Below are 20,055 nucleotides of genomic sequence, written 5' to 3'. Positions count from 1 at the left end.
AACTGCGCTTTTTCTTAGATTTAACTGGTTTGACCTTACGCTTTTTCGCGCGCTATTGCGCGATAAGCTATGTCAGTGCGGTATTCCATACCTTCCCAGCTAATATCATCAACAAGCTTATAGGCACGTTGTTGTGCTTCAGTGACAGTATTGCCAAGTGCTGTTGCACACAATACGCGACCGCCAGCTGTAACTACATGCTCGCCATCTTGCTTCGTGCCTGCGTGGAATACTTTCTCACCTTCAGGGTAGGTTACTTGTAAGCCATTGATCGCATCACCTTTCGGGTAGCTGCCTGGGTAGCCTTTTGCAGCTAAAACAACACCCACTGCTGCACGAGGGTCAAATTCAATATCTGTTTTATCAAGCTCTTCGCGGTTAGCCGCTTCAATTAGCTCAACAAGATCTGATTTAAGACGAAGCATCATAGGTTGCGTTTCAGGGTCACCAAAACGACAATTGTACTCAATAACCTTTGGTGTTCCATCCGCAGCAATCATAAGGCCTGCATACAAGAAACCTGTGTAAGGGTGGCCTTCTTTTGCCATTCCCTCAACGGTAGGGTTAATCACTTCATTCATGATACGTTGGTGAATTTCATCAGTCACAACAGGCGCAGGTGAGTAAGCACCCATACCACCAGTATTTGGACCTTTATCGCCATTGTAAGCACGTTTGTGATCTTGGCTTGTTGCAAACGGCAGTACGTTTTTGCCATCGACCATGACAATAAAAGACGCTTCTTCACCTTCTAAGAACTCTTCGATAACCACACGGCTACCTGCTTCACCAAAGCTGTTGCCAGCAAGCATATCGCGAATAGCTTCTTCAGCTTCAAGCTCTGTCATGGCGACAATAACACCTTTACCCGCTGCTAAACCGTCAGCCTTAACAACAATTGGTGCACCTTTTTCTTTAAGGTATTCAAGGGCAGGGTCGATTTGCTCAAAGGTTTGGTAATCAGCAGTCGGGATCTTATGGCGAGCCAAGAAGTCCTTAGTAAACGATTTAGAGCCTTCTAATTGTGCCGCACCAGCTGTAGGGCCGAAAATAGCTAAACCGTGTTCACGGAATGTATCAACAACACCCAGTACCAGTGGTACTTCAGGACCAACAATGGTGAGTTCAACGTTGTTTGCTTTAGCGAAATCTAAAAGACCTTCAAGATCTTCAACATTGATTGCAACGTTCTCAAGTTTTGGCTCTAGAGCCGTGCCTGCGTTACCTGGAGCAACGAAAACGGTGTTTACTTTACTGTTTTGGGCAGCCTTAAACGCAAGTGCGTGTTCGCGGCCGCCACTGCCGATGACAAGTACATTCATGGCGAAATAATCCTATTTAAAGCGGTTTTTTAAACTTCAGCGTCATACGGTCACTTTCACCAATCGCTTTATACTTCGCGGCATCTTTTTCGCCTAAACGAAGGCTTGGTGGGAGTGTCCACACCCCTTTAGGGTGATCAGCTGTATCAAGTGAGTTTGCATTAATGTCACTGCTTGCTACCAGTTCAAAGCCAGCTTGTTTGGCAATATCAATTACATAGCTTTGCTTCACATAACCTGATGATTTTTGATCTTCATCGCTACGCTGCTCTGGTAAACGGTGTTCAACAACACCAAGTGTACCGCCTGGTTTTAGAGCTTTATAAAACGATTTGAATGCGCTTAATGCACCTTCTTTATCTTTGCCCATGTACCAGTTATGAACATTCCTGAAGGTTAAAACCATATCAGCACTGCCAGCAGGAGCAATATCAAGATGCGTGCTCGGTGCAAATTCTGTGAGTTTTACTTCACTGAAACGTGCATCTCCTGCAATTTTCTTTTTAAACCCTGCGAGTGAACGCTGGTAGTAACCTACTGAGGAATCAGCTGGGAAATGTGCTGCATAATAAGTCCCTTTACCTTTTAATGCTGGAGCTAAAATCTCAGTATACCAGCCACCGCCAGGCGCAATCTCAACGACAGTCATTGATGGCTCAAAACCAAAAAAGTTAAGCGTTTCGATCGGGTGACGATATTCATCACGGGCACTGTTATCACTACGCTCAGCTGCACTGACTGCTTTAGTGAGTGCTGAGTTTAGGTCTTGGCTAAGAGCGTGAGCAGAAGCAAGCGTAAGGCTTGCAACAAGTATAGATTTTAGAGCAAATTTCATCGTCTGTTCCTTCATTAATTAAGCAATTAGTAATCAGAATACGTGAATTTGTAGCAAACAAAAAGGGTTAAACACGCTGTTTAACCCTTTGTGTGATTAGTGGCGGAAATGGCGCATACCTGTGAATACCATTGCCATACCTGCTTCGTCAGCTGCGGCGATAACTTCTTCATCACGCATTGAACCACCAGGTTGAATAACAGCTGTGATGCCTGCGTCGCGAGCGGCATCAATACCGTCACGGAACGGGAAGAATGCATCAGATGCCATAACAGAGCCTTTTACTTCTAAGTTCTCATCAGCTGCTTTGATACCTGCAATTTTCGCTGAGTAAACACGGCTCATTTGGCCTGCACCTACACCGATAGTCATGCCGTCACGTGCATAAACAATCGCGTTCGACTTAACGAATTTAGCGACTTTCCAGCAGAATAGTAAGTCTTTTAACTCTTGTTCAGTTGGCTGGCGCTTAGTGACAACTTTAAGATCGCTCTGCGTTACCATGCCAAGGTCGCGGTCTTGAACTAGGATACCGCCATTAACACGCTTAATATCATGACCTGTTGCATTACCTGTCCACTCGCCGCACTCTAATAAACGTACGTTTTGCTTAGCAGATACAATTTGTGCTGCTGCTTCAGATACTTTAGGTGCGATGATAACTTCAACAAATTGACGCGCAACAATCGCTTCTGCCGTGTCAGCATCTAATTCTTTGTTGAATGCAATGATGCCACCAAATGCTGATGTAGGGTCAGTTTTGAATGCGCGATCATAGGCTTCAAGAATGTTATCACCAATTGACACACCACAAGGGTTCGCATGTTTTACAATAACACACGCTGGTACGTCGAATTCTTTTACACACTCTAATGCTGCATCAGTGTCAGCAATGTTGTTGTAAGAAAGTGCTTTACCTTGCAGTTGTACCGCCGTTGCAACAGACGCTTCAGTTAACTCGCTTTCAACATAAAAAGCGGCGTCTTGGTGTGAGTTTTCACCGTAGCGCATATCTTGTTTTTTAGTAAACTGCATGTTGATTGTGCGAGGGAACTTAGTGTCTTCAGCGGCTTCCTCAGTATAATCAGGAACCATTTTACCGAAGTAGTTTGCAATCATGCCATCGTACTGAGCGGTGTGCTCATAGGCTGCAATAGCTAGATCAAAGCGTGTTTTATACGTTGTTGAACCATTATTGCTTTGCATCTCGCTGATTACACGGTCGTAATCTTTTGCATTGACAACAATAGTCACGTCTTTATGGTTTTTCGCCGCAGCACGAACCATCGTTGGACCACCAATATCAATGTTCTCAATTGCATCTTCTAGGCTGCAGTCTTCTTTCGCAACAGTGTTTGCGAAGGGGTATAAGTTAACTACAACGATATCGATAGCTGAGATGTTGTTCTCACTCATCACGTCTTCATCTTGACCGCGACGCGCTAGAATGCCGCCATGAATTTTTGGATGAAGTGTTTTAACGCGACCATCCATGATCTCAGGGTGACCAGTATGGTCAGATACTTCAGTGACTTTAATGCCATTATCAGCAAGTAATTTACAAGTACCGCCCGTTGATAAAATATCGACGCCTTGAGCTTCAAGAGCGCGAGCAAATTCAACGATACCGGTTTTATCTGACACACTTAATAGTGCGCGACGAATTGGACGATGTGTATCCATTGTAGTTTTGATTACCTCAGTGTTTGAGCTAGCTTAGAAAGGCGGTATTTTAACTGAATATGGCTCAAAAGACGATGTTTAAAGGATGAGGATTTTGCATAGTTTTTGTTGTTATAAAAAAAGCACCCGAAGGTGCTTTTTTCAAAACTCTTATACCAGTTCTTAAAAAAACTTTTATACCAGTTGTATTGGATTAGTAAGCAATTATAACGATAACTCGTTAGAATGATTACGGTTTCCATATACCCGGTATTAGTTCATGCCGTATTTTTTAAGCTTCTTACGTAAAGTACCACGGTTGATACCTAGTAAGATTGCTGCACGAGTTTGGTTACCACGCGTATACGTCATTACTTCTTCAAGTAATGGTGCTTCTAGCTCAGAAAGAACAAGGTCGTATACGTCTTGTACGTCTTGACCATTAAGTTGCTTTAAGTAGTGATGAACCGCTTTTTTCACTGCATCACGCAACGGCTGTGGTTTCTCGTGTGACTGTACATGAGGGTTTGTGATAAATGGAGAAGTCACGTTTTGTTCGAACATCGTTATATGTCTCTTTCTTTCTTAGTTAGCTGCTAGTGTTTTAAAGTATTCTTCTAATGCGTCGATTTGTGCCTGTGGGTTATCTAACGCATTAAATACTCGCCTAAACTGACCGTCACTGTCATGGGTTTGCAAATACCAAGATACATGCTTTCGAGCGATACGCGCTCCCATTGGCTCCCCGTAAAACTGATGAAGATTGTCTAAATGCTCCATCAAAATGCTTCGCACCTCTGCAATTTCAGGTGCTGGCAAATGTTCTCCAGTTCGCAAATAGTGGTCTATCTCCCTAAAAATCCAAGGGCGACCTTGGGCGGCTCGACCAATCATAATGGCATCTGCACCCGTATAATCTAAAACCTGTTTTGCTTTTTCTGGTGATGTAATATCACCATTGGCGACAACAGGTATAGATACTGAACGTTTAATATCCCTAATTGTGGCGTACTCCGCTTCACCTTTATACATACATGCGCGCGTGCGTCCATGTACAGCCAGTGAAGCAATGCCATAGCGTTCAGCTATGCTCGCAATCTCGACACCATTACGGTTATCCTGATCCCATCCAGTGCGGATTTTCAGTGTTACTGGGACATCGACTGCATTAACAACCGCATCGAGTATCTCTTCTACTAATTCAGGAAACTGTAATAAGGCAGAGCCTGCGAGTTTCTTATTCACTTTTTTAGCAGGGCACCCCATATTAATATCTATGATTTGTGCACCATTGCTGACATTGAATTGTGCTGCCTGTGCCATAAGCTCAGGATCGGCTCCGGCAATTTGCACCGAGCGAATACCCGATTCACCGCTGTGATCCATACGGTTCATCGACTTTTCGGTTTTCCACACTTTCGGGTTCGACGAGAGCATTTCAGATACAGCAAGCCCCGCGCCTAAGCGTCGGCAAAGTTGTCGAAATGGTCTGTCTGTAATGCCTGCCATAGGCGCGACAATTACATTGTTCTCAAGTTGGTATGAACCGATACGCACTGTTATTCAATAGGCCTCTTTTCAAGGGGCGCTAAGTTTACGGTTTTTTTTCCAAAAATCAAAGGCTATAAATTGAACAAAAGTGACTTTTTTTTGCCCTTTTTGTATTGACTTTTGATAACAGTTTGACGAGCGGGTCGATTTGTTTGTTATTTAAACAAAAAAAATTTAGCCGTTTTAAAATGGTAAAATTTACGCATGTAAAAATAAGGTAAAGCCTGTTAAATAGTGGCTTTACCTTGCGTGTTATGGATTAAAAGTATTGTGTGTTTTATGCCTTTTTTGTGCCGCTCACGCGTGTCCATTCACCTTCAATGGCGATATCATCAAGGGCTAAAAATGGGGCATAAACGTCGGCAATTGATTGCGCTTGCTCTTCTAAAATACCTGACATGGCAATTTTACCATTGGGTTTCAACAACCCTAAAATGATCTCATGAAGCTCCCTTAATGGTTGCGCAAGAATGTTTGCAACGACGATATCAGCGCTAAATTCAGGCTGATCTTCTGGCAAGTAAACTTCAAGTTTGTCGGCCACGCCATTACGCTCGGCATTATCGCGGCTCGCTTCAATGGCCTGTGGGTCAATATCAATACCGATCATACGCTCAGCACCTAATTTTATGGCCGCTATGCCTAAAATACCCGAGCCGCAACCAAAATCGACCACAGTTTTACCTGTTAGATCTTGGCTTTCTAGCCACTTTAAACATAGTGCAGTCGTTGCGTGTGTACCCGTACCAAATGCAAGGCCTGGGTCAAGCAATACGTTAACAGCGTCAGGATCAGGAATATCTCGCCAACTCGGACAGATCCAAAGGCGTTCACCAAATTGAATCGGATGGAAGTTGTCCATCCACTCACGTTCCCAGTCTTTGTCTTCAAGTTGTTCAATTTTATAAACAAGCTTGTCAGCGAGTGTCGCTTCTGCTTTTAATGTCGCCACTACACTGTCCATATCATGGTTAGCGTCATAGAGGCCAATCACTGTGGTATCAGCCCATAGTTGAACGGTCCCCAGTTTTGGTTCATAAATCGGGGTGTCTTTTGCATCGACATAAGTCACTGATGCACTACCTGTGTCCATCAGTAAATCACTGATCATGTCAGCATTATCAGCGTTTGCATTAATTCGAATTTGGATCCAAGCCATGATAATCTCTCGAATAGAAAAAAGGCCGCAACAGCGGCCTTTTAGTTATTAATAGTGCAGTGTAATTACTTCGCGTCTAAGAAGCTTTTTAGTAAGTCTGAGCGAGAAGGATGACGTAATTTACGTAACGCTTTCGCTTCGATTTGACGAATACGTTCACGTGTTACGTCAAATTGTTTACCTACTTCTTCTAATGTATGGTCTGTGTTCATATCGATACCAAAACGCATACGAAGTACTTTCGCTTCACGGGCCGTTAAGCCAGCTAATACGTCGTTGGTTGCGCCACGTAGCGATTCCATCGTTGCAGAATCAATTGGCGAATCAATGGTCGTATCTTCAATGAAGTCACCTAAGTGCGAATCTTCATCATCACCGATTGGCGTTTCCATTGAAATAGGCTCTTTCGCGATTTTCAATACCTTACGAATTTTATCTTCAGGCATTAACATACGCTCAGCTAATTCTTCTGGATTAGGTTCGCGACCCATTTCTTGTAACATTTGACGAGAAATACGATTCAGCTTGTTGATCGTCTCTATCATGTGCACAGGAATACGGATAGTACGCGCTTGGTCTGCAATTGAACGTGTAATTGCTTGACGGATCCACCATGTTGCATAAGTCGAGAACTTATAACCACGACGATACTCGAACTTATCAACCGCCTTCATTAGACCAATATTACCTTCTTGAATAAGGTCTAGGAATTGTAGTCCACGGTTGGTATATTTTTTCGCAATCGAAATTACAAGACGTAAATTAGCTTCTACCATTTCCTTTTTCGCACGGCGAGCTTTCGCTTCACCAATGCTCATGCGGCGGTTGATGTCCTTAATACGTTCAATACTTAAACCCGTACTTTCTTCGATAGCGCTTAATTTTTGGATACAGCGAATGATCTCAGGTTTTACTTCTTCAAGCTTAACTGAGTGTTTATCGTTAGCTGCAATTTCAAGGTCGATCCAGCTAGTATCTGTTTCATTATTAGCAAAGTGCTTAACAAACGTTTTCTTTGGAAGCTTAGCAATTTGAACCGCTTGCTTCATGATAAGACGTTCTTGAACACGCACTCTGTCCATCATTTCGCGCATGTTATTTACCATGCGGTCAAACTGTTTTGGAACTAGCTTAAATGTTTTAAATAATTCGCCGATTTCGGTAATAGCAGTTAATGAGTCAGGATGAGAGCGACCTTTTTCTTCAAATGTATCGCGCGCTTTATTATAAAGATCACGTAGATTTTCGAAGTGAATGCGTGCTTCTTCAGGATCTGGTCCTGTATCAGCTTCATCATCATCACCGTCGTCATCATCATCACTGTCTTCATCGTCGCTATCATCGTCTTCTTCGTCTAACTGTTCTTCGTTTAACTCAGAACCGATATGCGTTGCCGAAATTTGTGATTCGTCTTCATTATTAGGATCGAAAAAGCCTGAAATAATGTCGCTTAAGCGCATTTCTTCAGCTTCAAATTTATCCCACTGCTCGAGTAGGTAAGTAATTGCTTCAGGGTATTCAGCAACTGAAATCTGAACTTGGTTGATACCTTCTTCGATACGCTTAGCGATTACAATTTCGCCTTCACGCGTAAGTAGTTCAACAGTACCCATTTCACGCATGTACATGCGGACAGGGTCAGTTGTTCGACCGATCTCTTTTTCTACAGTCGCAAGTGCAGCGGCCGCGGCTTCTGCTGCGTCTTCGTCTGTCGTTGTTTCTTGCATCATTAATTCATCGGCATCAGGTGCGTTTTCACTTACCTTGATACCCATATCATTAATCATGCTAATGATATCTTCTACCTGATCTGAGTCGATAATGTCTTGTGGAAGGTGATCATTAACTTCTGCAAAAGTTAAATAACCTTGCTCTTTACCTTTTTGAATCAGAAGCTTTAATTGTGACTGAGGAGTTGGATCCATAGAGATTTATTCTTCCACTCTGAAAGTTGATACAACAGGCGCCAGCTCGCTTTATAAGCGAAACGAAAACTAACTAGACGCAGTGAATAGCACAGTATAACAGCATAATTCAAATCTGACTAGCTGTTGCTGCCTTTTAACGCTTGTGTCAGTAAGTGACACTCAAGACGTTCTTCGCTTGTTAACCCTTGGGTCTTGTCTTTTATTAATAGGGTCTCTAGTCGATAATTTAAACACTGGTCTTCAATAAATTTAAAAGTATTTTTAAAAACAGTTTCTAAACGATCGTCATTTATTTGATGTTGCCAAGTTGCTAATTTAACAAGGGCATCATACTGCGCACTATCACGAAATGACTCAAGAATTTGTGCCGTGGTTATTCCTGGTCGCTCTAGTGCTAAGTGTTGGATGTGCAAAAAAAGTTCAATACCGGCAATTTTCATTTCTGCCAACTCTGGCATATAAGCAATGCTGGTCGCTAAGTTTGGATGTTGCAATAAAATACCGATTGCTTGGCGCATTGGCGTGATTTTAAATTTACGTTCAATTGCATGTTGCTGCTTTGGTGATTTTACGCGGTTATTTAACTGTTCTCGCGTTCGACCAATTAAGCGGCCAAGGTGTTCTAAAATATTCTCTTGGTAAAAATCACTGGGAATTTTTTCAATCAGCGGCAGGGCATCACTCAGTAATTTTGCTTTACCTGCATCCTGGGTTAAGTCAACCTCTTGGCTGAGCTTATTAAAGAGCACTTTACTAAAATCATCCGCGTCCTTTAATCGTGCTTCAAAAGCGTCTTTGCCTTCTTTTTGTACCAGCGAGTCTGGATCTTCACCGTCAGGTAGAAATACAAATTGTAATGACTTTCCATCTGCAAGGTAAGGAAGTGCATTCTCAAGTGCACGCCAAGCAGCATCGCGACCAGCACGGTCACCATCGTAACAGCAAATCACTTTATCTGTGGTTCTGAATAATGTGTGCATATGCTCTGCGGTGGTTGCTGTACCAAGGGCTGCAACGGCATATTCAATGCCTTGCTCAGCTAAAGCAACCACATCCATATAGCCTTCAACAATTAAAATATGTTCCAGTTTTTTATGAGCTTGCTTAGCTTCGTACAAGCCGTAAAGTTCAAAACCTTTATGGAAAATACGCGTTTCTGGTGAATTGAGGTATTTAGGCCCTTGATCTGCTTGCATTACACGGCCACCAAACGCGATTACCCGACCGCGTTTGTCGCGAATAGGGAACATGAGTCGGTCACGGAAAAAGTCAAATTGGCGACCAGGCGACTTTTCAGAGGCAAGCTTTAACTCTACTAGCTGTTCTTTTTGCTCTTTATTGCGACCGAGTTGCTGACACAGTGCTTCCCACTCACTCGGGGCATAGCCAATCATGAATTTTTTTGCTGTTTCGCCACTTAAACCACGACCTTTAATATAATCAATCACGGTTTTAGAATTAGCATGATGCTTTAGTTGATGCTGATAAAAGCGTGCAGCATGGAGCATTAAATCGTAATCAGAGCGCTTTTGTTCAGCGGTGCGTTGCGGACCTGAGCTTGTGCCTTGCTCGCGAGGTACGTCTAAATTGAGCATACTCGCTAATTCTTCGATAGCATCAACAAATTCTAGTTTGTCATATTCCATGACAAATGAAATGGCATTACCATTCGCACCACAGCCAAAGCAATGATAAAACTGTTTATCTTGGGAGACGGTAAAAGAAGGGGTTTTTTCGTTATGAAAAGGACAGCAAGCTTGGTAGTCTTTTCCCGCTTTTTTTAGGCCAACTTTTGAATCAATTAACTCAACAATATCGGTACGAGCGAGTAAATCATCAATAAACTGTCGAGGGATTTTTCCGGCCATGGCTGTTGTTTTTTCCTGCACTATTTTTGCATTTAAAGTAAGATTTGAACACAAAAGGTGATTATATAAAAGCTCAAAAGCAAGAAACCGAGCACTAGGCTCGGTTTGCTTGAATCATACATCTGTATGTGGGGGTTAGGCAGTTAATCGTTGCTTGATTAAGCCAGAAATCTTACCTAAATCGGCACGACCTTCAGCTTTGCTTTTGATCACTCCCATTACCTTACCCATGTCTTGCATACCCGCTGCGTTTGTATCAGCAATAGCCGAGTCAATAAGTGCTATGATTTCTTCTTCACTCAATTGTTGAGGTAAGAATTCTTCAAGAGCTTTAATCTCATTGGCTTCAATTTCAGCTAAATCTTCACGACCCGCATCAATATACTGGGTGTAAGAGTCGCGACGTTGTTTTACAAGCTTCACTAAAACAGCGGTAATACCGTCGTCGTCTAGCGTGATTTGCTCGTCAATTTCACGTTGCTTGATTGCAGCAAGTACCATGCGGATAGGCTTAAGACGTTCTTTGTCTTTTGCCTTCATCGCATCTTTTTGCGCATCTTTTAGCGTTAATAAAAGGCTCATTTATACAAGACCAAATACTGATTAGTATAATTTAACGCGACGTGCGTTATCGCGAGAAAGCTTCTTCATGTGACGCTTTACTGCAGCAGCTTTTTTACGCTTACGCTCAGCTGTTGGTTTTTCATAGTGCTCGCGACGACGAACTTCTGAAAGGATACCTGCTTTTTCACATGAACGCTTGAAGCGACGAAGTGCTACGTCAAACGGTTCGTTCTCTCTTACTTTAATTACTGGCATTAAAAATTCACCTACCTAAATAATGAGCGTTGCTCAAGTTGATCGAATAACGATCAAGTGGTTCAAAAATGGTGCGGTATTGTAATCCGAAGCAACACCACATGTAAAGGATAATATTAACAGAAACTGGGATGGCAAAACAGCGTTAATTTGTCGCGCGTTGATACAAGCGACAAATTACTTGCCCAGCGGTTTTTTCTTTTAATAGCAACCAGTTACTAGGAGTCTCTAGGCTTTTTAGTTCGCTTTCAACTTCCACATAAATTAACGCTTGCTCAGTTAACCATTGATTTGATTCGAGTAATAAACAACTTTTTTCGGCCAAATTTTGGCGAAAGGGTGGGTCAACAAAAACTAGATCAAACTGTTTATTTTCATCATTATTATCTAATAGCGCTAGGCTATTACCTTGTTTTACAGTGGCATTATCAAGTTGCAAAGTGGCTATGTTGTTGTTTAGCTGTGCCGCTGCGCTTTTATCAAGTTCAAAAAAGACCGTATGTGCAGCAAACCGAGAAAGCGCTTCAAAACCAAGCCCTCCAGAACCAGCATAGCAATCGAGTACGCTTGCACCTCGGGTATCTTGCATTAACCAATTAAACACGGTTTCCTTTATTCGATCCGTTGTTGGGCGTAAGCCTTGTACATCTTTGACCGGAAGTTTTCTACCGCGAAATTGACCACTAATGATACGAATAAAACCATGGCTTGATTTATTGCTTGTCGCTTTAATTTGGCGATTAGGTGTTGATTTTTTTCTCATTTAACTCACTAATAAATGGTAACTGATACCTAGCTCAGATAATATTGTGCTTTATAGCTAGTGTGTCATTTTTCTACTGCACTAAAAGTGTTACTATTAGTGTCTTAGCGATAGATGGTACCCGTTTTGGTTTGGCTGAAAGTAGCTGAACTATCACCAACCTATTATTCATGTAAGTTTATCAGATTTTTATAAGTGGTTATTAGCAAGTATGGCAAAAAAAAATAAATTCTTGTCTTGGTTTGGTTTTGGCAAATCAGAAAAACAACAAACAGAGCAAGCAGCAAAAGAGGCTGATAACCAGAAGCAATTAGAAGAACAACAGCGTATTGAAGCCGAAAAGGCGGAAACTGAACGCTTAGAGCAAGAGCGCATTGCAGCAGAAAAAGCGGAAGCTGAACGTTTAGCTCAAGAGCAGCAAGCGGCAGAGCAACAACGTCTGGAACAACAAGCTCGTCTCGCTGAGCAAGAAGCAGCAATGAAATTAGAGCAAGAACGCGTTGCCGCTGAAAAAGCAGAGCGTGAAGCTGAGCAAGCTGCTGCTGAAAAGGCGCAGCGTGAAGCCGAGCAAGTTGCAGTAGAGCAGGCAGAAGCAGAGCGTGTAGAGCAAGAGCGTATTGCAGCAGAAAAAGCACAAGCTGAGCGTCTAGAGCAAGAACGCATTGCTGCAGAAAAGGCAGAAGCAGAGCGTTTAGAGCAAGAACGCATTGCTGCAGAAAAGGCAGAAGCAGAGCGTTTAGAGCAAGAACGCATTGCAGCAGAAAAAGCACAAGCGGAACGCGTTGAACAAGAACGCATTGCAGCAGAAAAAGCACAAGCGGAACGTGTTGAACAAGAACGCATTGCTGCTGAAAAGGCGGAAACTGAGCGTGTAGAACAAGAGCGCATTGCTGCAGAAAAAGCACAAGCGGAACGCGTTGAACAAGAACGCATTGCTGCTGAAAAGGCGGAAGCTGAGCGTGTAGAACAAGAGCGCATTGCAGCAGAAAAAGCACAAGCGGAACGCGTTGAACAAGAACGCATTGCTGCTGAAAAGGCGGAAGCTGAGCGTCTAGAACAAGAGCGTATTGCAGCAGAAAAGGCTGAAGCTGAACGTTTAGAGCAAGAGAAAGCTGCACAAGCCGCAGCTGAAAAACCAAAGAAAGAAGGTTTCTTCGCACGCCTTAAAAAAGGTCTATTAAAAACTCGCGTTAATATTGGCTCTGGCTTTGCCTCTATCTTTAGTGGTAAGAAAATAGACGATGAGTTATTCGAAGAACTAGAAACACAGCTATTAACAGCAGATTTAGGTGTTGATACAACAATGAAGTTGATTGATAACCTAACTGATGCAGCGGATCGTAAGCAGTTAAAAGATGGTGATGCTCTTTATGAGTTAATGAAGCAAGAAATGGCTGATATGCTTAAAACTGCTGAGCAGCCGTTGGTTGTTTCAGGTGATAAAAAGCCATTTGTGATCTTAATGGTGGGTGTCAATGGCGTTGGTAAAACAACGACTATCGGTAAACTAGCGAAGCAATTCCAAAGTGAAGGTAAGTCGGTCATGTTAGCCGCAGGTGACACCTTCCGTGCTGCTGCTGTTGAGCAGCTACAAGTATGGGGTGAGCGTAACAGCATTCCGGTCATTGCTCAGCATACTGGCGCAGACAGTGCCTCAGTTGTATTTGATGCTTTTCAAGCGGCAAAAGCACGTAATGTAGATGTGTTAATCGCTGATACAGCAGGGCGTTTGCAAAATAAAGATAACCTTATGCAAGAGCTTGAAAAAATAGCCCGCGTAATGAAAAAAATAGACCCTGATGCGCCGCATGAAGTCATGTTAACAATTGATGCGGGTACGGGTCAGAATGCGATTAGCCAAGTAAAACTTTTTAATGAATGCGTTGGTTTAACTGGTATCACATTGTCTAAGTTAGATGGTACGGCAAAAGGTGGGGTCATCTTTGCTGTAGCAGATAAGTTTAATATTCCAATTCGTTACATAGGTGTTGGTGAGGGTATTGACGACCTGCGCACTTTTAACAGTAATGACTTCATTGATGCGCTGTTTAGCCAAGATGAGGACGATGCATAACTAATTAAAAAGGGAGTTAACTCCCTTTTTAGCTGTAAGATGATTGATAATTAAAATGATAAATTTTCAGCAAGTCAGTAAAACCTATCCGGGGGGCCATCGTGCCCTTGAAAAAGTCAGCTTTCATATTAAGCCTGGCGAGCTTGCTTTTTTAACAGGCCATAGTGGTGCTGGTAAAAGTACTTTGTTAAAGCTCATTAGCCTCATGGAGCGCCCATCAGCAGGGCAGGTACTAATAAATGGTGTGGATTTAAATGCCGTTAAGTCACGCCAGGTGCCGTATATTCGTCGTGATATTGGTATTATTTTTCAGAACCATCGCCTTTTAGAGCGTTATTCTGTATTTGATAATGTTGCCTTACCGCTTGTGATTGAAGGAACGCACCACAAGCAAATTGCTAAACGTGTTCATGGTGCATTAGATAAGGTTGGCTTGCTCGATAAAGCTAAATGTAGCCCTGCTACTTTATCTGGTGGTGAACAACAGCGTGTAGGAATAGCCAGAGCGATTGTTAATTCGCCACCAATTTTATTAGCTGATGAACCAACAGGTAATTTAGATCCTGAGCTTTCAATGGATATCCTGCGCTTATTCGAGGATTTTAATCACCATGGTACAACGGTATTAATTGCAACTCATGATATTGGCTTGATTGCCCGTATGCGTTACCGCAGCCTCACGTTAAAGGATGGTCGAATGATTCAAGATCCGTTAGCGGAGGAAACACTATGAGCTTATTATTCAAAAGTCGTTCAAGCCAAACAGAGGGACAACAAAAATCACTTTTTGCTTCGCCTTACTTTTTTATAATGAACCTTATTCGACAAGGTGTGCACAGCCTCGGTGAAATGTGGCGAACACCTCTTGCATCACTGATGACGATTGCTGTTTTAGGCTTGAGTTTAACCTTACCGGCCACTTTGTATTTAGTGGTTAAAAATGTATCTCAAGTGAGTAGTGGTTTTGAAGACGCGGCAGAAATTTCGTTGTTTGTTAAAGAAAGTATGACTCAGCAACAAACGCAAACCCTAGTGAAACGTTTAGCTCTTTATCCTGAAATCGATAAAGTGGAGTTTATTTCAAAAGGGGATGCACTTACTGAGTTTAAACAGGTATCTGGTTTTGGCCAAGCACTGGAATACCTTGATGCAAATCCACTGCCTGATGTTGTTATCGTTACGCCTACCATTCGTCACCGTCAACCAAATGCAGCAGAGCAATTACTTAAAAAACTAGAGGCTGAGCGTGAGGTTGATTTTGGTAAGCTTGATATCGCGTGGCTTGAACGTTTGAATGCACTATTAAGTTTATTAAAAGAGAGCGTCATCACTATTGCCCTACTATTATTAACCTCTGTTACTTTAATCATTGGTAATACTATCCGTTTATCGATAATGGACAAAAAAGAAGAAATTCAAGTGATGAAGCTTGTCGGTGCGACAAACACCTTTATTCATGCGCCATTTTTATGGACAGGGGTGTGGTACGGTATTATTGGTGGTTTGTTCTCTTTTATTTGTGTTGCTTTAATGATGTGGTGGCTAGGCAGTGCGGTTAGTGAAGTGGCGGGCGTCTATGAAACCAGCTTTGATTTAATCGGTCTGACAATGTCGGAATTCGGCGTTTTAGTTGCACTTGCAACAGCACTCGGCTTTGTCGGGTCTTACTTATCAGTTAGCCGCTATATAAAAGAAATAGAACCCGATAAAGTATAACAATAAAGTGTAACAATTCGTTGTTACACTGCTCTATTAGCGCTAAATAAAGTAGTAATTAATTTATCGCTTTTTCAATCAAAGCTAGAATTCACCGCATATTCAGCGTGTTAGCGTAAACTAAAAATAGATAAAAAAAACCACTTGATCTGAGGTTCAAAAAAGTTTTTAATTGAAATTAGCACTCTCGCTTAAAGAGTGCTAAGATGGTTTTAAAATGTTTATCACTGAGGTGAAAAATGAGTAAAGATTTATACGCAATGGCACTTACTGTAGGTCAACAAAGCGCAAGTATGGATGGCTATCTTCAAGCTGTTAGCACCATTCCTATGCTTGATGCTGAGAAAGAAAAACAGTTAGCGACACGTCTTCAGGAAGAAGGTGATCTTGATGCTGCAAAGCAACTCATTATGTCACATCTTCGCTTTGTTGCTCACATTGCAAAAAGCTATTCAGGCTATGGTCTACCGCAAGCCGATTTGATTCAAGAAGGTAACATCGGTCTGATGAAAGCGGTAAAACGTTTCGACCCAAGTGTCGGTGTTCGTTTGGTCTCATTCGCAGTACATTGGATCAAAGCAGAAATTCACGAATACGTATTGAAAAACTGGCGTATCGTGAAAGTTGCAACAACAAAAGCGCAACGTAAGTTATTCTTCAATCTACGTAAAAACAAAAAACGTTTAGGTTGGTTCAACCAAGCTGAGGTTAGCACCGTTGCAAACGAGCTGGGTGTTAGCGAAAAAGAAGTACGTGAGATGGAATCACGTATGAGTGGCCAAGATATGGGCTTCGATTTAACGGGCGACGACAATGATGACGCACCGACAAGCACATACTCGCCAGTACAGTATTTAACAGATGGCAGTGCTGACCTTGCTGATGATATTGAAGAGCAGCAATGGCAAGAGCAATCTCATGCACGTTTATTTAGCGCATTAAAAACCCTAGATGAGCGTTCGCAAGATATCGTTAGTGCGCGCTGGTTAGCGGATGATAAAGCAACACTGCAAGAGCTTGCTGAAAAATACAATGTGTCAGCTGAGCGTGTTCGCCAGCTAGAAAAAACAGCGATGAAAAAGCTGCAATCAGCAATGAGCTAATAGCGATCGCTATAGCAAACCATCTCTAGTAGACTACAGAGCCTCGCAAATGCGGGGCTTTTTGTTTTAAGGACGCGGTATGTCACAGATTGATTATCAACATGTATTAGATGAAATAACCAAAGAAGTTCAGCCATTACTGAGCCAAGGTAAGGTTGCTGACTATATTCCTGCGTTAGCAGAGGTTGAGCCAAATCAGTTCGCTATAGCGATTCATACCGTAGACGGTCAAACTTACTGCGGTGGTGATTGTAGTGCGCGTTTTACTATTCAATCAGTTTCTAAAGTGATGACCCTGACTTTAGCGCTTCAGCGTTATGGGGATGAATTATGGCAGCGAGTAGGTAAAGAGCCTTCTGGTACAGCGTTTAACTCATTGACCCAACTTGAGTTTGAACATGGCATCCCGCGTAACCCATTTATTAATGCTGGTGCCATTGTGACATGTGATGCGCTTTACAGTCGACTGTCTGCACCGATGCATTCTATGCTTGAATCATTTCGGCAGTTATCAGGGAATCCAAGCGTCATAATCGACAAAAAAGTGGCTAACTCTGAATATGAGTTTCGTCATCGCAATGCGGCCATGGCACATTTAATGAAATCATTTGGTAATTTTAATAACGAAGTAGATGATGTCTTATGGGCTTATTTTAATTTCTGTGCCATCGAATTGAACTGCGTTGAATTAGCAAAAGCTTACAATTATCTCGCTAATCAGGGCAAAGATGCCAACGGCAATAAAGTGCTGAGTGCAAGGCAAAATAAACAACTTAACTCGTTACTGTTTACCAGTGGTTTATACGATGCAGCGGGGGACTTTGGTTACCGTGTCGGTATGCCCGGAAAATCAGGGGTATCTGGAACAATCTTAGCAGTACTACCTAATCAGTTTACGGTTGCGGTATGGGCACCACGTTTAAATTCATATGGTAACTCAGTGGCTGGGATAGCGGCCCTTGAGCGCTTATCCCAGAAACTGGATATTTCGATTTTTTAGTCGCGATTACTGCTCCCAGTATACTTGCTCTAAACAATCTTCACGTTCAGGTAAGCCACGCGATAAACGTGGTGAGTGCTGAACAAGCACTTCATAACTTGCACGGTTAGCGTATTTACTAATTTGTGCAAGCGATGAGTACGTCATAGCAGGTTGCTGATGCTTCGCTGAGTTTGCCACATTGAGTTTGTGGTAAACGTTTGCTGATAAATCATGTAATACCGCAGCAAGCGCACAATCACCTGCACCGTTTGTGTTTTTGATGCTATCAGGACCACCCATAAACGGTGCGGTATGGCTATAGGCACGAATAGGGTTTTGGCAGTCATCTTTGCGCATTGCGCGCGAAAACTCGTAGCGGTTAAAATCTGCGATTGCACCTGGTAGAAGCGGGTATTCTGTTTCGCGCTTGAATGAATCATCTACATAACCGGCCATAAATAAGCCTTTCTCGCCAGCTGTGCATATCACTAAGTCAGTCCAATCAAGGGCTTTATCTGCTGCAAGAAGCGGATCTTCAAAACCTGTAATGGCGAGACCTTCTTCCTCGTTCATCGCAAGAATATCAACGTGTTCTTTAACAAATTTAGCCCACCAAGTAGGGTCTTGTTCAATTAAGAACTTAGTGCCGAGTGTTAATACCACGGGGACACCTGCATCATTGGCATACTTAACAGCCTGCATTGTTGCGTCGGTCATGGTTTCATCGCCTTGTGTACGCATTAAGTAGGCGCTGATCACCAGTGCTGAAGAGTTCTCAATGAGTTCTTTATCAATTGATTCAGGGCGAAGGTGGTTCATAAGGCCTGCACTAATGGCGAAAGTACGTTCACCCGTTTCGTCAATCAAGGTAAAGCAGCGACCGATGGGTCCGTCAACCGGTTGTAAGTAATTAAGATCTACGCGGCTAGAGGTATTACATAAAAAGCGGTATGCATAACTACCAATTTTGATATTTTCACTCATCACACCAAGTAGTACTGAGCGGTCATCAGCAAGTGTTGAGTAATTGTGCATTGTGTTGCCAATAGTGCCACCAGCGAACTCATAATCGACCATATTATTGAGCTTTAGGCGGTCGTATAGGGCATTGGTAATATCGTTATCAATGACTTGCGACATACCACGGCGCAATTGAAATTCATCAAGGAAAGCTTGATCAACTTTAGCTTCAATGTCGACCACAATTTGATCGATACCGGTTATATAACTACGTTGTAGTCGTTCCGTTGAGTTGAGTTGATTAGTAAGTGGATCTTTAGCTTCCACTGGAAAATAATGTTTATGCCTGCGGCGTCCAGGAAATTTCATTTGCTACCCGTGTATTGATATCAATTGCAAATTGTAAATCAACAAATTTACCTAGTTGAATTGCTATTAGCGAAATAAAAAAAGCGCGAGATTATAGCGCAATATGGGTCCGTTGAGCCATGAAAAAGCCACTAAAATTTGCGTTAATTTTTAAGTGTAGCAGTATTTATTGCCCTTTTTATTGACTAACTAGGTATAATTACTCACAGTTTTACAAGTTTTGTGTGATTTATGAGCGAACAATATAGTGACGAGTATTGGATGGAAAAAGCCCTCACTTTTGCAAGTAAAGCAGAAGCGATTGATGAAATTCCTGTTGGTGCAGTACTGGTAAAAGATAATCAACTCATTGCTTATGGTTATAACCGCTCAATTACTGATAATGACCCCTCTGCTCATGCTGAGATGATGGCTATACGTGAAGGGGGTAAAGTACTTAATAACTATCGTTTGATTGATTGTACTTTATATGTGACCTTAGAGCCTTGTTCTATGTGTGCAGGATTGTTAGTGCATAGTCGTATCAAACGTTTGGTATTTGGTGCTAAAGATGCAAAAACAGGATCTGCAGGGTCAATTATGAACCTATTACAAGAACCAAGACTAAATCATCAAGTTGAAGTAACCGGTGACGTAATGAGTGAACAGTGTGGCGCGGTAATTTCAGCGTTTTTTAAACGCCGTAGAAAAGAGAAAAAAGCGGCGAAGCTTGCTGCTCGCAACGCCTAGTTAAACAACCGGCGTTGCTGGGGTTTCTTGTGCTTCCATTAATTGCATGGCAAATAAACGGCGGCGCCAAATAACTTTTTTGTGTGTGTTACGTAGCATGATGCGACGGCGTGTCGCTGTAGAGTAAATCACATTACGTTTAAATTTATGTGTGGTACGTCTTCTTTTTAACATGTGAGCTCCTAAAGTGAGAGAAAGCATGGCATGAATTGGGA

At 42.3% G+C, this 20,055-nt stretch carries 19 protein-coding genes; 6 read left to right on the top strand and 13 right to left on the bottom strand.

The window, feature by feature from the left end; all coding sequences use genetic code 11:
• Positions 1-35: 35 nt before the first annotated feature.
• The 11 genes from purD to rsmD form a co-directional block, all read right to left on the bottom strand.
• On the bottom strand, positions 36-1,322 hold the full coding sequence (gene purD / locus L3Q70_RS13690; protein ID WP_237114440.1) for a phosphoribosylamine--glycine ligase: 1,287 nt from the start codon (positions 1,320-1,322) through the stop codon (positions 36-38).
• Positions 1,323-1,338: 16 nt separating this feature from the next.
• The gene (locus L3Q70_RS13685; protein ID WP_237114439.1) at positions 1,339-2,157 is read right to left on the bottom strand and encodes a methyltransferase; all 819 of its coding nucleotides are present in this window, start codon (positions 2,155-2,157) and stop codon (positions 1,339-1,341) included.
• A 96-nt stretch (positions 2,158-2,253) separates the two neighbouring features.
• Positions 2,254-3,840, bottom strand: coding sequence for a bifunctional phosphoribosylaminoimidazolecarboxamide formyltransferase/IMP cyclohydrolase (gene purH / locus L3Q70_RS13680; protein WP_062568683.1), 1,587 nt, complete (start codon positions 3,838-3,840; stop codon positions 2,254-2,256).
• A 252-nt stretch (positions 3,841-4,092) separates the two neighbouring features.
• Positions 4,093-4,383 (bottom strand): DNA-binding transcriptional regulator Fis, encoded by a 291-nt coding sequence (fis, locus tag L3Q70_RS13675; RefSeq protein WP_002957804.1) that lies wholly within the window; start codon positions 4,381-4,383, stop codon positions 4,093-4,095.
• Positions 4,384-4,404: 21 nt separating this feature from the next.
• Entirely contained in the window at positions 4,405-5,376 is a 972-nt protein-coding gene (gene dusB / locus L3Q70_RS13670; RefSeq protein WP_062568691.1) for a tRNA dihydrouridine synthase DusB, read from the bottom strand.
• A gap of 271 nt (positions 5,377-5,647) precedes the next feature.
• The gene (gene prmA / locus L3Q70_RS13665; RefSeq protein WP_237114438.1) at positions 5,648-6,529 is read right to left on the bottom strand and encodes a 50S ribosomal protein L11 methyltransferase; all 882 of its coding nucleotides are present in this window, start codon (positions 6,527-6,529) and stop codon (positions 5,648-5,650) included.
• A 65-nt stretch (positions 6,530-6,594) separates the two neighbouring features.
• Complete coding sequence (gene rpoD, locus L3Q70_RS13660; RefSeq protein WP_237114437.1) at positions 6,595-8,454, bottom strand: RNA polymerase sigma factor RpoD; 1,860 nt, start codon at positions 8,452-8,454, stop codon at positions 6,595-6,597.
• A gap of 119 nt (positions 8,455-8,573) precedes the next feature.
• Positions 8,574-10,325: a DNA primase gene (gene dnaG, locus L3Q70_RS13655; protein ID WP_062568694.1), complete on the bottom strand. Its 1,752-nt coding sequence runs from the start codon at positions 10,323-10,325 to the stop codon at positions 8,574-8,576.
• 135 nt (positions 10,326-10,460) lie between these two features.
• Positions 10,461-10,907 carry a GatB/YqeY domain-containing protein gene (locus L3Q70_RS13650; protein ID WP_062568695.1) on the bottom strand — a complete coding sequence of 149 codons (447 nt, stop codon included), beginning with the start codon at positions 10,905-10,907 and terminating at the stop codon, positions 10,461-10,463.
• A gap of 21 nt (positions 10,908-10,928) precedes the next feature.
• Positions 10,929-11,144: a 30S ribosomal protein S21 gene (gene rpsU / locus L3Q70_RS13645; protein WP_002957797.1), complete on the bottom strand. Its 216-nt coding sequence runs from the start codon at positions 11,142-11,144 to the stop codon at positions 10,929-10,931.
• 145 nt (positions 11,145-11,289) lie between these two features.
• Positions 11,290-11,907, bottom strand: a complete 618-nt coding sequence (gene rsmD / locus L3Q70_RS13640) for a 16S rRNA (guanine(966)-N(2))-methyltransferase RsmD (protein ID WP_062568696.1) — start codon at positions 11,905-11,907, stop codon at positions 11,290-11,292.
• A gap of 211 nt (positions 11,908-12,118) precedes the next feature.
• On the opposite strand from rsmD, the gene ftsY reads away from it, so the two are divergent.
• The 5 genes from ftsY to glsB all read left to right on the top strand — a co-directional run bounded on the left by ftsY (position 12,119) and on the right by glsB (position 17,800).
• Positions 12,119-13,981, top strand: coding sequence for a signal recognition particle-docking protein FtsY (ftsY, locus tag L3Q70_RS13635; protein WP_237114436.1), 1,863 nt, complete (start codon positions 12,119-12,121; stop codon positions 13,979-13,981).
• Positions 13,982-14,036: 55 nt separating this feature from the next.
• On the top strand, positions 14,037-14,714 hold the full coding sequence (gene ftsE, locus L3Q70_RS13630; protein WP_062568697.1) for a cell division ATP-binding protein FtsE: 678 nt from the start codon (positions 14,037-14,039) through the stop codon (positions 14,712-14,714).
• Positions 14,711-15,697, top strand: coding sequence for a permease-like cell division protein FtsX (ftsX, locus tag L3Q70_RS13625; RefSeq protein ID WP_062568698.1), 987 nt, complete (start codon positions 14,711-14,713; stop codon positions 15,695-15,697). The genes ftsE and ftsX overlap by 4 nt, the downstream gene beginning before the upstream one ends.
• A gap of 239 nt (positions 15,698-15,936) precedes the next feature.
• Positions 15,937-16,800, top strand: a complete 864-nt coding sequence (rpoH, locus tag L3Q70_RS13620; RefSeq protein ID WP_062568699.1) for an RNA polymerase sigma factor RpoH — start codon at positions 15,937-15,939, stop codon at positions 16,798-16,800.
• Positions 16,801-16,879: 79 nt separating this feature from the next.
• Positions 16,880-17,800, top strand: a complete 921-nt coding sequence (glsB, locus tag L3Q70_RS13615; protein WP_062568700.1) for a glutaminase B — start codon at positions 16,880-16,882, stop codon at positions 17,798-17,800.
• Positions 17,801-17,806: 6 nt separating this feature from the next.
• Here glsB and L3Q70_RS13610 read toward each other — a convergent pair whose 3' ends face one another.
• Positions 17,807-19,111, bottom strand: coding sequence for an inosine/guanosine kinase (locus L3Q70_RS13610; protein ID WP_062568701.1), 1,305 nt, complete (start codon positions 19,109-19,111; stop codon positions 17,807-17,809).
• Between the two features lie 231 nt (positions 19,112-19,342).
• On the opposite strand from L3Q70_RS13610, the gene tadA reads away from it, so the two are divergent.
• Entirely contained in the window at positions 19,343-19,840 is a 498-nt protein-coding gene (gene tadA, locus L3Q70_RS13605) for a tRNA adenosine(34) deaminase TadA (RefSeq protein ID WP_062568702.1), read from the top strand.
• Here the strand turns inward: tadA and L3Q70_RS13600 are convergent, their stop codons facing one another.
• Positions 19,841-20,014, bottom strand: a complete 174-nt coding sequence (locus L3Q70_RS13600) for a hypothetical protein (protein WP_162898022.1) — start codon at positions 20,012-20,014, stop codon at positions 19,841-19,843. It lies immediately after the preceding gene.
• Positions 20,015-20,055 lie beyond the last annotated feature (41 nt).

Origin of the sequence: Pseudoalteromonas sp. CF6-2 (assembly GCF_021729425.1) — a bacterium.
GTDB lineage: Bacteria > Pseudomonadota > Gammaproteobacteria > Enterobacterales > Alteromonadaceae > Pseudoalteromonas > Pseudoalteromonas arabiensis.
This window is presented reverse-complemented; position numbering and strand designations above follow the sequence as displayed.

What these genes read in the sequence shown, in the direction of transcription:
- purD (WP_237114440.1), bottom strand. Translation starts at nt 1,322, where the DNA reads ATGAATGTACTTGTCATCGGCAGTGGCGGCCGCGAACACGCACTTGCG.
- L3Q70_RS13685 (WP_237114439.1), bottom strand. Translation starts at nt 2,157, where the DNA reads ATGAAATTTGCTCTAAAATCTATACTTGTTGCAAGCCTTACGCTTGCT.
- purH (WP_062568683.1), bottom strand. Translation starts at nt 3,840, where the DNA reads ATGGATACACATCGTCCAATTCGTCGCGCACTATTAAGTGTGTCAGAT.
- fis (WP_002957804.1), bottom strand. Translation starts at nt 4,383, where the DNA reads ATGTTCGAACAAAACGTGACTTCTCCATTTATCACAAACCCTCATGTA.
- prmA (WP_237114438.1), bottom strand. Translation starts at nt 6,529, where the DNA reads ATGGCTTGGATCCAAATTCGAATTAATGCAAACGCTGATAATGCTGAC.
- rpoD (WP_237114437.1), bottom strand. Translation starts at nt 8,454, where the DNA reads ATGGATCCAACTCCTCAGTCACAATTAAAGCTTCTGATTCAAAAAGGT.
- dnaG (WP_062568694.1), bottom strand. Translation starts at nt 10,325, where the DNA reads ATGGCCGGAAAAATCCCTCGACAGTTTATTGATGATTTACTCGCTCGT.
- L3Q70_RS13650 (WP_062568695.1), bottom strand. Translation starts at nt 10,907, where the DNA reads ATGAGCCTTTTATTAACGCTAAAAGATGCGCAAAAAGATGCGATGAAG.
- rpsU (WP_002957797.1), bottom strand. Translation starts at nt 11,144, where the DNA reads ATGCCAGTAATTAAAGTAAGAGAGAACGAACCGTTTGACGTAGCACTT.
- rsmD (WP_062568696.1), bottom strand. Translation starts at nt 11,907, where the DNA reads ATGAGAAAAAAATCAACACCTAATCGCCAAATTAAAGCGACAAGCAAT.
- ftsY (WP_237114436.1), top strand. Translation starts at nt 12,119, where the DNA reads ATGGCAAAAAAAAATAAATTCTTGTCTTGGTTTGGTTTTGGCAAATCA.
- ftsE (WP_062568697.1), top strand. Translation starts at nt 14,037, where the DNA reads ATGATAAATTTTCAGCAAGTCAGTAAAACCTATCCGGGGGGCCATCGT.
- ftsX (WP_062568698.1), top strand. Translation starts at nt 14,711, where the DNA reads ATGAGCTTATTATTCAAAAGTCGTTCAAGCCAAACAGAGGGACAACAA.
- rpoH (WP_062568699.1), top strand. Translation starts at nt 15,937, where the DNA reads ATGAGTAAAGATTTATACGCAATGGCACTTACTGTAGGTCAACAAAGC.
- glsB (WP_062568700.1), top strand. Translation starts at nt 16,880, where the DNA reads ATGTCACAGATTGATTATCAACATGTATTAGATGAAATAACCAAAGAA.
- L3Q70_RS13610 (WP_062568701.1), bottom strand. Translation starts at nt 19,111, where the DNA reads ATGAAATTTCCTGGACGCCGCAGGCATAAACATTATTTTCCAGTGGAA.
- tadA (WP_062568702.1), top strand. Translation starts at nt 19,343, where the DNA reads ATGAGCGAACAATATAGTGACGAGTATTGGATGGAAAAAGCCCTCACT.
- L3Q70_RS13600 (WP_162898022.1), bottom strand. Translation starts at nt 20,014, where the DNA reads ATGTTAAAAAGAAGACGTACCACACATAAATTTAAACGTAATGTGATT.